This window comes from Tahibacter amnicola (genome assembly GCF_025398735.1).
GTDB classification, from domain to species: domain Bacteria; phylum Pseudomonadota; class Gammaproteobacteria; order Xanthomonadales; family Rhodanobacteraceae; genus Tahibacter; species Tahibacter amnicola.
Genome location: NZ_CP104694.1, coordinates 2,184,783 through 2,196,567, shown reverse-complemented (window position 1 = coordinate 2,196,567; position 11,785 = coordinate 2,184,783). Strand labels below are relative to the sequence as shown.

General features: G+C 66.6%; 9 protein-coding genes. 5 read left to right on the top strand and 4 right to left on the bottom strand.

Features of this window, described 5'->3' with window-relative positions; genetic code table 11:
- Window positions 1-3: 3 nt before the first annotated feature.
- From hfq to N4264_RS09325, 3 genes are all read right to left on the bottom strand, one after another.
- Entirely contained in the window at window positions 4-291 is a 288-nt protein-coding gene (gene hfq, locus N4264_RS09335; RefSeq protein ID WP_261696764.1) for an RNA chaperone Hfq, read from the bottom strand.
- Between the two features lie 232 nt (window positions 292-523).
- A complete protein-coding gene (miaA, locus tag N4264_RS09330; RefSeq protein WP_261696763.1) occupies window positions 524-1,486 on the bottom strand; it encodes a tRNA (adenosine(37)-N6)-dimethylallyltransferase MiaA in 963 nt (320 codons plus the stop codon).
- Between the two features lie 93 nt (window positions 1,487-1,579).
- Window positions 1,580-3,730, bottom strand: coding sequence for a S46 family peptidase (locus N4264_RS09325; RefSeq protein ID WP_425508319.1), 2,151 nt, complete (start codon window positions 3,728-3,730; stop codon window positions 1,580-1,582).
- Window positions 3,731-3,847: 117 nt separating this feature from the next.
- Between N4264_RS09325 and N4264_RS09320 the strand changes: the two genes are divergently transcribed.
- Both N4264_RS09320 and tdh read left to right on the top strand, forming a co-directional pair.
- A complete protein-coding gene (locus N4264_RS09320) occupies window positions 3,848-4,591 on the top strand; it encodes an SIR2 family NAD-dependent protein deacylase (protein WP_261696762.1) in 744 nt (247 codons plus the stop codon).
- Window positions 4,592-4,661: 70 nt separating this feature from the next.
- A complete protein-coding gene (gene tdh / locus N4264_RS09315) occupies window positions 4,662-5,684 on the top strand; it encodes an L-threonine 3-dehydrogenase (protein WP_261697605.1) in 1,023 nt (340 codons plus the stop codon).
- 67 nt (window positions 5,685-5,751) lie between these two features.
- Here the strand turns inward: tdh and N4264_RS09310 are convergent, their stop codons facing one another.
- Window positions 5,752-7,512, bottom strand: coding sequence for a 3-hydroxybutyrate oligomer hydrolase family protein (locus N4264_RS09310; RefSeq protein WP_425508318.1), 1,761 nt, complete (start codon window positions 7,510-7,512; stop codon window positions 5,752-5,754).
- Between the two features lie 226 nt (window positions 7,513-7,738).
- Here N4264_RS09310 and N4264_RS09305 point away from each other — a divergent pair, with 226 nt between their 5' ends.
- The 3 genes from N4264_RS09305 (at window position 7,739) to N4264_RS09295 (ending at window position 11,678) form a co-directional block, all read left to right on the top strand.
- Complete coding sequence (locus tag N4264_RS09305) at window positions 7,739-8,494, top strand: 3-hydroxybutyrate dehydrogenase (protein WP_261696760.1); 756 nt, start codon at window positions 7,739-7,741, stop codon at window positions 8,492-8,494.
- Window positions 8,495-8,499: 5 nt separating this feature from the next.
- The gene (locus N4264_RS09300) at window positions 8,500-9,162 is read left to right on the top strand and encodes a response regulator transcription factor (RefSeq protein WP_261696759.1); all 663 of its coding nucleotides are present in this window, start codon (window positions 8,500-8,502) and stop codon (window positions 9,160-9,162) included.
- Between the two features lie 152 nt (window positions 9,163-9,314).
- Entirely contained in the window at window positions 9,315-11,678 is a 2,364-nt protein-coding gene (locus N4264_RS09295) for a winged helix-turn-helix domain-containing protein (protein WP_261696758.1), read from the top strand.
- The last annotated feature ends 107 nt before the right edge of the window (window positions 11,679-11,785 follow it).

Here is an 11,785-nt window from a genome sequence, read left to right as displayed (position 1 = left end):
TGGTCAGCCCTCGCTCGACTCGGAAACCTCGGCATGTTCGGCGGACGCCGAATGGCCGTGACCATGCGAACCGCTGTCACCGATGCGCACATTGCGGCTGGGTACCACTGTCGAAATCGCGTGCTTGTAGACCATCTGGCTGACAGTGTTGCGCAGCAGCACCACGAACTGGTCGAAGGACTCGATCGTTCCCTGCAGCTTGATGCCGTTGACCAGGTAGATCGAGACCGGCACGCGCTCCCGGCGCAAGGCATTCAGAAACGGATCTTGCAACGATTGCCCTTTTGACATTGGTGTTCTCCTGACAGCGAACCGGAAAAAAAGCGGCTGGGAACGCGCCACGACAACCCGGCGCCCCGGTCCAAGTGATTCAATCTTAACCGGTATTGAATGTTCCGAGAATGTCGATTCCATCATTAAACGCAGGGCCAGCGTAGCGGGTTGCACCTGTCGCCGTCGACGGCTGCCGCCGCTGCTGCGCCAATCCGCCGGGCCGGGCGGGCATTCGCCATGCCCGGAGCGCTTATGCCATTTCGCGCGGTGACGCCAGGAAGTGCTCGACCGCCTCGACGGCGGTGGCCGGCGTGGTGCCATGCTCCGGATCCAGCCAACGGGCGTCGAGCTCGGCACGCAGCATGGTGATCTGACGCTTGGCCAGTTGGCGGGTGGCAAAAATCGCCTGGTCGCGGAACTGGTCCGCGCCCAGCTCGCCATCCAGGTGCTGCCAGGCCTGGCGGTAACCGACCGCGCGGATTGCCGGAAGGTCCGGCAGCAGTCGCGGATTGCGCCGCAGCCGGCGTACCTCGTCCAGGAAGCCGGCCGCGAGCATGGCATCGAACCGCTGCGCGATCCGTTCGTGCAGCGGACGACGGTCGATCGGCACCAGCGCCAGCTTGAGCACCCGGTACGGCAATCGTTCTCCCGCCTGGCCGTGCAGGTCGCTCAGGCGTCGACCGGTGGTCGCAATCACTTCGAGCGCGCGCAGGATGCGTTGCGGATCGTTGGGATGGATGCGGCCGGCGGCGACGGGGTCGGCCTCGCGCAACTGGCCGTGCAGGGCCGGCAGCCCCTCGCGCTCCAGCCGGGCCTGCAGGGTCTCGCGCAGGGCCGGGTCTGCGGTCGGCAGGTCGGAAAGCCCCTGGGTCAGTGCCCGGAAGTACAGGCCGGTGCCGCCGACCAGAAGGGGAACGCCGCCCGAGGCGACGATCCCGGCCATCTCGCGCAGCGCGTCGACGCGGAACTCACCGGCCGAATAGGGCTCTTCCGGGTCGCGGATATCAATGAGGCGGTGCGGACAACGCCGCAGCGTTTCCGCGTCGGGCTTTGCGCTGCCGATGTCCAGGCCGCGATACACCAGGGCCGAATCCACGCTGATTGCCCGGAGCGCCGGATATCGCGCGGCCAGTTCGCAGGCCAACGCCGTCTTGCCCGACGCCGTCGGGCCCATGAGGAAGATGGCGCGTGGGCGACGATCGGTCTGCGGCATGCGGCGAGTGTAGTGGTCGGTGCCGGTAGTCGCACCGACGGTGGATTGCCGCCGGACGCGCGAGGCATCCGGCGGCGACGACAGGAGGAAAGCCTACTGGACGCCCATTTCGCGCAGCAGGTTGTGCGCGTTGTCGATCTTGTCCATCACCCACAGCATGTAGCGCACGTCGACCTGGATCGAACGCGTCAGCGGCTGCTCGTAGATCCAGTCGGCGCTCACGCTGTCCCAGTTGCTGTCGAATGCCAGGCCGACCAGGCGGCCGTGGGAATCCAGCGTCGGTGAACCGGAGTTACCGCCGGTGATGTCCAGGTCAGCCAGGAAGTTCACCGGCAAGGTACCCAGCGTCGGGGAGGCGTAGCGGCCATAGTCCTTGGCCACCAGCCGTTCGTATTCGGACTGCGGCGTGTTGAACGGCTCGACGCCGGTCGTCTTGGCGACGATACCTTCACCGGTGGTGAACGGCGTGAATTCCACGCCATCCTTCTTGATGCCCTGCACCCGCCCGAACGTGACGCGCAGCGAGCTGTTCGCATCCGGATACACCGCCTGACCATTGGCGTCGTTGTAGGCAATCATGGCGCGCATGTAGCGTGGACGCAGCTTCAGTTCGTTGCCCTGGCGCTCCTTGCGGGCCTGCTCGATGGCCAGCAGGTCTGGCATCAGCTTGACCATGAACGCCAGCGCCGGATCGGTGGACGCCTCGATGTCGGCCTTTTTCGCCTTGAACCACTTCAGCCGGCCCTCGGTGCGGGTCAGCTCGGTCTTGTCGTACAGGCCGGCCACCTTGGCGGCAACGACCTCGTCCGCCACCACGCCGGTGCCGAGCCAGGCGTCCAGGGCGGCGACGCGCTGGCCGGTCGGCAACTGCACATAGCGCTTGAGGAAGTGCGTCATCAGCGCCTGGTCGACGGCGGGATCGACGCGCCGCTCCTGCTGCTTGAGCGTCCCTTCCAGCTTGATCTCGTCGCGATTCTGGTAACCCTCCTCGCGATCCAGGTCCTTTTTGGTGCGTTCGCCCGCGGTGCGGTAGATCGTGTAGGCCGCGCTGTAGAGGCCTGTCCGGTTGAGATACCCGAGCACCTGGTCGCGCTCGCGCAGCTTACGCTGCTCATCGAGCAGCGCGCGTAGTTCGCGGATGTCACCGGCCAGTGCTGCTGTCTCGCCGGCCTGGTCACCCAGCCACTTGACCAGGGCGTCTTCCTTGTTCTGCTTGAACGTGACCGCATGGGCCTTGCCCAGGCCTTCGAGCTGGCCGCGGAAATTCTTGAGATAGTTGTTGAAGCTGGCCACCGAGCTGGCATATTTCACGGCAACGGCGGGATCCTTCGCACCGGCGCTGTTGATGATGTCGAGGATCTCGGTGTAATAGCGGATATTGGTCGGGTAATACCAGTCGATCGCGTCCTTGATTTCCTGCGTCAACCGATAGCGGTTGGTGCGGCCGGGATAGCCGGTCACCATCACGAAATCGCCCGGCTCGACGCCGCCGGCATTGATCGGAAGGTGGTATTTGGGCACGAAGGGCACGTTGGTGGCATCGTAGGCCCTGGAGCTGCCGTCCTTGCCGACATAGCCGCGCAGGAAACCGAAATCGCCGGTGTGGCGCGGCCACATCCAGTTGTCGACGTCGCCGCCAAACTTGCCGATCGCGCTGGGCGGCGCGTAGACCAGCCGCACATCCTTGATCTCGCGCTGGCGCACCAGCTGGAAGCTCAGGCCGCCATGAAAGTTGTACACATCGCACCGGACACCCGGTTTTTCACATTTTGCGACAATGACCTTCTCGGCCTTGTCGATCGCCTGGTAGCGTTCCAGTCCGCTCATGCTGTCCTTGAGCCGGGCGGTCACGTCCTTGGTGACGTCGCGGATTTCCTCGGTCACGTACAGGCGCATGTTCGGATCGCCGGGCAGCTCCTCTTCCGTGGAGCGGGCGAGGAAACCCTCCTGGATGAGGTTCTTTTCGGCCGTCGAGTTGTACTGGATCGCGCCGTAGGCACAGTGGTGATTGGTCACCACCAGCCCCTGCGGTGATACGAAGGAGGCCGTGCAGCCATTGAGGCTGACGATCGCTCCCATGGTGGGCCCGGTAAGGTCCGTCAGCTGGGACGGATCCAGCTTCAGGCCGCGCTCGGACAACTTGGCCGCAATCGATGGCAGCTGTGCCGGTTGCCACATGCCTTCGTCGGCCAAGGCATCACCAAATAGGGCCAGGGAGATGCCGCAAAGCAAGAGACGACGCACGAAGACCTCCGTAAGACGCGGGCGAAGCGGCGGCTTATGCCGCAAGTCACATTTTTTAGCGAGCGCCAGAAGTCACGATCCGGAACAGATCGCACCGACGCATGCCACAATCGGCCGATGACTGCCATCTCCCACCTGGCCCGTCGCCTGCAGCGTGCGCGCCATGTCCTGGTCCTGACCGGCGCCGGTATCTCGGCCGAATCGGGCATTCCCACCTTTCGCGATGCACAGACAGGCCTGTGGGCCCGCTATCGCCCGGAAGACCTGGCTACGCCCGAGGCCTTCGCACGCGATCCGGCCCTGGTATGGCGCTGGTACGCCTGGCGCCGCGAGAAAGTCGCCGCCGCGGAACCCAACGCCGGCCATCACGCGGTGGCCGCACTGGCCCGCCACGTGCGAACCACGCTGGTCACCCAGAATGTCGACGACCTGCACCAGCGCGCCGGGTCGGTGGACGCGATCGCCCTGCACGGGCAGATCGCCCAGACGCTCTGCTCCGTCACCCGCCAGGCGATCGCGCCGGCGTGGCTGGCCGCGAATCCGGGCGAACCACCGGCATCACCACATCATCCGAAGGGGCTGGCGCGGCCGGGCGTGGTCTGGTTCGGCGAGAACCTGCCCGAGGATGCCCTCATAGCCGCCCAGGACGCCGCCGCCGAATGCGACGTCGTGCTGGCCATCGGCACGTCCGGCGTGGTGTATCCGGCGGCCAGCTTGCCGGCGCTGGCCAAGTCGCACGGCGCGTATTTCGCCGAGATCAACCCGCAGCGCACCCCGCTCAGCCCCTCGGCTGACATCGTGATCAGCGACAGCGCCGCCTCGGCCCTGCCGGCCGTGCTCGCCGCGATGACGGCGGGCTGATACCCGGGCCGCAGCGCCGGCAAGCTCTTATAATGGCGTTCTCTCCATGAGGTGCGCCATGTCGAAGACGATGAAAGCCCTGGTCAAGCGCGAAGCCGCCAAGGGCATCTGGATGGAAGAAGTGCCGCTGCCGGAGATCGGGCCGAACGATGTCCTGGTAAAACTGGAAAAAACGGCGATCTGCGGTACCGATCTCCACATCTACAAATGGGACGAATGGTCCCAGCGCGTGATCAAGCCCGGGCTGATCATCGGCCACGAGTTCGTCGGCCGCATCGTCGACATGGGCGCCGGCGTGCGCGGCTACCACGTGGGCCAGCGCGTATCGGCGGAAGGTCACATCGTCTGCGGCGTGTGCCGCAACTGCCGCGCCGGCCGCCAGCATCTGTGCCCGAACACGGTCGGTATCGGCGTCAACCGCCACGGCGCGTTCGCCGAATTCATCGCCATGCCCGCCGCCAACCTCTGGCCGATTCCCGACCAGATTCCCTCGGAACTGGCGGCATTTTTCGACCCCTACGGCAACGCCGCGCACTGCGCCCTGGAATTCGACGTCATCGGCGAAGACGTGCTCATCACCGGCGCCGGCCCCATCGGCATCATCGCCGCCGGCATCTGCAAGCACATCGGTGCGCGCAATGTCGTGGTGACCGACGTCAACGACTACCGCTTGAAACTGGCGGCGGAAATGGGCGCCACGCGCGTAGTCAACGTCGCCAAGCAGTCGCTCAAGGATGTCGTCAGCGAGCTGCATATCGAAGGCTTCGACGTCGGCCTTGAAATGAGTGGCAATCCGCGCGCTTTCAGCGACATGCTCGACTGCATGTACCACGGCGGCAAGATCGCGCTGCTGGGCATCCTGCCGAAGGGCTCGGGCATCGACTGGGACAAGATCATTTTCAAGGGGCTCGTCCTGCACGGCATCTATGGCCGGCGAATGTACGAGACCTGGTACAAGATGACGCAAATGGTGCTCACCGGATTTCCGCTGGCAAAGGTGCTGACGCACCAGATCCACATCGACGATTTCCAGCGCGGATTCGACCTGATGGAAGCCGGCAACTGCGGCAAGATCGTCTGCAGCTGGAATTAGCCGGCACCACGCGCCAAACGCCGGATTCCGGCGTTTGGCCGCCCGGTGACTCACGTGCTACCCGATGTCAGGGCGTCGCACCCAGGTCATCCGCCTGCAGCGGCGCTGCCAACGGCCCCCTGGCCACGCGCGGACGTGTCTGGATGGTGGCACCCCGCGGCAACGCGACACCTTCGGCCACGTGCCGCCAGAGCGCATCCAGTGCGCGATAGGCATAGGGCATCAAGGGCACATAGCGCGTGGCCAGCGGCGGAAGGCCGAGGAACCCGTCGAAATGCTGGCTGTTGGATACGGCCCAGTAGGACACCGGCCGCCCCTCGCCCTCCAGCCAGCGGACATACGCTTCGCCGCTGAAGACGGCGGGAACCAGGCCATCGTCAGCGCCATGCACGAGAATCAAGGGAAGGCCTTCACGCGGCAGTTGCGCACGCGTCGCCGCCACGCCGGTCTTCACGCGCTGGGCATTCTCGCTGTTGCCTGTCCACAGCTCGCGCAGACATAGCAGGCCAGGCAAGGCGGGATCGTTGCCCTGGGCCTGGGTATCCACCAGGCCGATGGACGGTGGCGAGGGGATGCCGCTGCCGTCGGCTGCCCAGGACAGGCGTTCGGCCGGCAGACTGGCGCGCGGCACCGCCTGCGGCGTCAATGCGGCGAAACTGTAGCCGCAGGGGCTGATCACGCCGAAGCGGCCATAGGCCGAGGCGTAGGTCACTGCGATGCTACGCCACAGATCAAAGGCCACGCTCAGTGCACCGGCTTCCAGTGCCGCATCGGTCCATCCGGACTGCCGAAGACGCTCGTAGGCTTCCGCCGCCTGGGCCGTCGGCGTCGTGGCCACCAGCAGGCCGCACTCATGCAGTGCGGTACAGCGGGCCAGCGCCACGGGCGAAACCGCTCCGCCCGGCCGCGCCAGCGCTACCGTGTCAAAACGCGCGTGCGCCAGCGCGCACGGCTGGTACAGGGCAGCCTCGGTAGCGTAGTCGAACAGCGGACGCGCATCCGGCACCCCCGGGTAGATATTCGGCGCAATCGCGACGACGCCGGCCAGGCGCCCCTCCTTGTCCAGCTCCGCGGCACGCAGCACTGCGCCGGCGCCGTTGGACAGGCCGACCGCAATCACCCGCGTATTGGAAAAGTGGAAGGCGGGAAGATCCGGCCGGGCCTGGCTCAATACCGCCAACGCAAATTCGGCCGCCTGCAGGACATGGCGTCCCCAGTCGGCTTCCGGGTTGTCGCCCGAATGGGCGTGCTTGAACAACACACTGTGCGGAAGGCCGGCCAACGGCGGATCAAATTCCAGCCCGCTTCCGGCGCTGGCGCGCGTTCCGTCCAGCGTCACGCCGGTATCGCTGTCCGAATCGAAATAGCCGGTACCGGCGCCCTTGTCGGTATAGGCCACCGCGCAACCGCGCGGCAGTCCCCACGCGCCCGCCAGCGCGATGGCGCCGTAAATGCCGCGCGATCCGGAGGATGCAGTCACCACCACGCAGCGCTTTTCCGCGTCGAACTGCTCGGGAACCTGCACCAGCACCCGGTGCGGCTGCGAAGCGCCCGGCACGCGCGCCAGCGCCTGCCATTCGCCGCCGGGCACGTTGGGTACGGCGCCGTAGACGTCGCTGTAACCACCACCGGGCGCGAGATCGGCGATGCCGCGCCAGTTGGTCCAGATCGCGCGCCGGCGCAGTTCCTGCGGTGTCGGTGATTCCGGATCGGTGAAATGCGGCGGCGTTGCGCGGCGCAAGCCATCAAGGCCCAGTCCGGCGCTCAGCAGATCGTCAGTACCCGAATGGGCTGTCACGCGTACCGGCGAGACAAGAAATTCAGTCAAGGCAGGCGCTTCCTTGCGGGAAGAGGAAGGCTCCGCGCAGCCGGTCAGGACGGCGCAGAGCAGAGTCAGTGTGCCAAGCAGGGAGATGGGCCTCATCCGGCAACGGTATCAAGGTGAACGGCGGACGGCATTGTACGAAGGTACCAGGGCCGGCGAACGGCCATTGCTTGGTCGGCGCGTTGAACCGTTGTAGGGTTTGCCGATTCGTTTGTGCTTCGAGGAATCCATGACAACTCGTACGCTTCTGATCACCGGCGCCGGCAGCGGCATCGGCGCCGGCATCGCCCGCCTTCTCGCCGAAGCAGGCCATCACGTGATCGTCACCGATATCGCGGTCGATCCGGCAGAAGCGGTGGCCGCGGAAATCCGCGCCGCCGGCGGCTCGGCCAGCGCACTCGCCCTGGATGTCACCCGTGACGACAGCGTCGCCGTGCTCAAGGACCACCGGATCGACGTGCTGGTCAACAATGCCGGTCTGCAACATGTTTCCCGATTGGAAGATTTTCCCATCGACAAGTGGAATTTCCTGGTGCAGGTGATGCTGACCGGCGTTGCCCGCCTGACCCAGGCGGTACTGCCCGGCATGCGCGAGCGCGGTTTCGGTCGCATCGTCAACATCGGTTCGATCCACTCGCTGGTGGCGTCCAAGTACAAGAGCGCCTATGTCGCGGCCAAGCACGGACTGGTCGGATTCTCCAAGGTCATCGCGCTGGAAACCGCGGATACGGACATCACGATCAACACGATCTGCCCCACGTACGTCAAAACGCCCCTGGTCGACAGGCAGATCGCCGACCAGGCCCGCACGCACGGCATTCCCGAGGCCCAGGTGATCAGCGAGATCATGCTCAAACCGATGCCCAAAGGGGTGTTCATCAGTTTCGAGGAACTGGCCGGGATTACCGGCTTCCTGATCGGACCCCACGCCCGCAACATCACCGGCCAGACCATCACCGTCGACGGCGGCTGGACGATCCAGTAAACCCCATGCCACGCCTCCTGATCGTCGACGACCATCCGCTCTATCGCCTGGCACTGGCCCAGACAATGCGCGAGTTGCCGATGACCGAGGTGATCGAGGCCGCCAGCCTCGACGAGGCGCGCACGCAGCTGGCCCAGGTCCGCGACATCGACCTGGTCCTGCTGGATCTGCATCTGCCCGGCAGCCACGGACTGATGGGGCTGGCCTCGCTGCGCGGCGAACATCCGGATGTTGCCGTTGTCATCATCTCGGCCAACGATGATCCACTGGTGATCCGCCGTGCGTTGGCCTTCGGCGCGACGGGTTTCATACCCAAGCGGGCGACACCGCAGGAACTCAAATCCGCGATCGCTGCCGTACTCGCCTGCGAGGACTTCATTCCGGAGGCGCTGCGCGACGCGGTCGCGCAGGTGCCGCTGTCATCCATCGACGGTCACCTCGCCGCGCGGCTCGCCTGCCTGAGTCCACAGCAGTTTCGCGTGCTCAGCCTGGTGGCCGAGGGCCGGCTCAACAAGCAGATCGCGGACTTCCTCGGCATACAGGAGCGTACGGTGAAGGCGCACATGACCGCGATCTTCGAGCGCCTGGATGTGCGCAACCGCACCCAGGCCGGGGTATTGCTGCGTTCGCTGGAGCTGGCGGATCCGGCCAGGGCCCCGCTCCCCTGAGCGGCACTCCCGCGTACCCGGCAGATGCCGTGGCGCGCTCCCGCTACGGAATGAATGGCAGGCAGCACGAACCGTGCAACGGAAAATTCTCACGCAACCTGCGACGATAGACAGGCCCTGCCCGTCCTGGGCGCAATGACCGCCGCCACCGAATGTCGCCCGTGTACCGCTTCCGCGATTTTCAGCTCAACTCGGCGACCCGGGAACTGCGCGGCCCGGACGGCGCCATCGAACTTCACGCCAGCGCCTTCGATTGCCTGCTGTACCTGATTACGCATCGCGAACGCGCGGTGGGCCGCGACGAACTCATGGCCGCCGTGTGGGGCCGCGCGGACGTCGCCGACAGCCTGCTCGGCCAGACCGTGCTCAAGGTCCGTCGCGTCCTGGGAGACACGGGCAGCGAGCAGCACAGCATCCGTACCGTCCCGCGTTTCGGCTACCGCTGGATCGCGCCCGTCGATAGCAGCAGCGATGTCGTGGTGGAGACCGGCGGCTTCGACAGCACCGCCGCACAGGCCCTGCACAGCGCACCAATTCGCTACCTCTCCGATAGCAATCCGATCACCGTCCGATTGCCACGTCCGCGCATCATCGCGTTCGTGGCCGGGGCCGTATTCCTGGCAATCGCCTGCCTGGGGATACTGGCGGTTCTGCTGCGCCCGACCGCGCCATCGGGCGCCCCGGGCACCAGCACGACAATCAGCACGCCCGCCGTGGTACTGCCGGCGCTGGTCGATGCAGGTGAGGACTGGCGCTGGCTGCGCCTGGGCCTGATGGATCTCATCGCCGGCCGCCTGCGCCGCGGCAACCTCGGCACTGCCGCCAGCGAGACCGTCGTGGCACTGGCACGCGGCAACAGCGAAGCGGATGTCGCTGCGCTGCTCGATTCGGCCCAGTTTGCCGACAGCACCTTGCGCATCCTGCCGCGCGTGCGCCGCCACGGCGATGAATGGGATGTCTCGCTGACCGTGCGCGGCAACGGGCGCGAATGGATCGTGGAAACGCGCCATCGCGATGCACTGGTGGCGGCGCGCGACGCGGCCGACACCTTGCTGGTGCGGCTCGGGCACACGCCAGGCTCCAGTCCCGATTCGTCGAATGCGCTGGCGGAGCTGCTGCAGCGGACACGCGCGGCGATGCTCAGCGACCAGCTCCAATTGGCGGGAGATCTCATCCGGCGCGCCGACGCGTCGCTGCGCGAGCAGCCGGAGATCACCCTGCGCCTGGCCCAGATCGAGCTGCGGGCCGGCGACTACGACAGCGTCGAGCAGCGTATTGGCGATCTACTTGATCGCGTGCCCGCGGCCACCGACCCGGCGTTGCGAGGACGCGCCCTGAACACGCTGGCCGCCAGTTACGTACGACGCGACCGGGCCGACGAGGCGCAGCGCAGCTATGACGAGGCGATCGCCCTGCTGACCGACCGCCAGGAGCCGGACGCACTGGGGCTGTCGCTGCTGGGCCGCGGACTGGTGGCGACGATGCGCGGTGACCACGCCAGGGCCATTGCCGACCTCGGCCTTGCCCGCAGTGAAATGGAGGCTGCCGGCAACGCCCTGGGCACCGCCCAGGTAGACCTGAACCTCGGCCTGATCGACGTACTGCGCGGACGTCCCGCCAGCGCGCTGTCCGCGCTCGAGGACGCCACCCTGCGTTTCGGACGCATGGGCGCGCAGGAGGAGCACGTCTTCAGCCTGGTCAGTACCGCGGAAGTCCACCAGCTGCTGCTCGATCACGATGCAGCACTCGCTGTCACCGACCGCTACTGGCCACCCGAATCGCATACGCAGAACCGGCGCCTGCGCTGGAAACTCACCCTGGTCCGCGCCGAAGCGCTGGGCGAAAAGGGCCGGCTGGACGAGGCACAAACGCAAGCTGAACACCTTCTGCGTGAATCCGATCCCGACGCCGACGCGGGAACACGCGCCGAAACCGCGGCCTTGCTGGCCCATCTGGCATTGGCCCGTGGCGACCCGGGCGAAGCCGCACGGCGTGCCCGGGGCGCTCTGACGCCGACGCTGCAGGCCAGCGATCAGTGCCGCTACACGGCCGCCTGGATGACACGGCTGCGCGCATTGCGCGCCAGCGGCGCCGCCGCAGAGGCCGCCACCGAAACACGCGAATGGCGCGACTGGGTCGCCGCCCATCCGGACCCTTGGCGCCAGATCTACGCCGACCTCGCCCTCGCCGAGCAAGCTGCCGGCGAGGGCCGTCACCGGGACGCGCTGCCATACTTCGAACGCAGCCTGACGCAAGTGGATCGTACCGGCGCCGTCCCCGCGGACCTCGTGCAAGTGCTAGCCGGCTACCTGCCCAGCCTGATCGCCCTGGGCCGGCGCGACGAGGCACGGGCCCTGAGCGCGCGCATTGCCCGCTGGGCCGACACCGACTGGCGCGCCGCCGCCGCCTTCGTGGCCATCAACGACGCCCTCGGCGCCACCCCGGCGCGCGAACGGGCGCAGGCGCGCTGGACCAGCCTGGCCGGCCAGCGACACCGGACGCCGGCCACACCCTGATGGGCCGCTTTTGCCGGCTCCCCGCCTGGTGAAATGCCGGACGAACGAACAACGAATGCGGCACCCGGGCGATAGATCCACGATGGGTAGCGTTTTTCACGTCGTGG

Coding starts and splice junctions, on each gene's coding strand:
- hfq (WP_261696764.1), bottom strand. CDS start 291: ATGTCAAAAGGGCAATCGTTGCAAGATCCGTTTCTGAATGCCTTGCGC.
- miaA (WP_261696763.1), bottom strand. CDS start 1,486: ATGCCGCAGACCGATCGTCGCCCACGCGCCATCTTCCTCATGGGCCCG.
- N4264_RS09320 (WP_261696762.1), top strand. CDS start 3,848: ATGACTGCCATCTCCCACCTGGCCCGTCGCCTGCAGCGTGCGCGCCAT.
- tdh (WP_261697605.1), top strand. CDS start 4,662: ATGAAAGCCCTGGTCAAGCGCGAAGCCGCCAAGGGCATCTGGATGGAA.
- N4264_RS09305 (WP_261696760.1), top strand. CDS start 7,739: ATGACAACTCGTACGCTTCTGATCACCGGCGCCGGCAGCGGCATCGGC.
- N4264_RS09300 (WP_261696759.1), top strand. CDS start 8,500: ATGCCACGCCTCCTGATCGTCGACGACCATCCGCTCTATCGCCTGGCA.
- N4264_RS09295 (WP_261696758.1), top strand. CDS start 9,315: ATGTCGCCCGTGTACCGCTTCCGCGATTTTCAGCTCAACTCGGCGACC.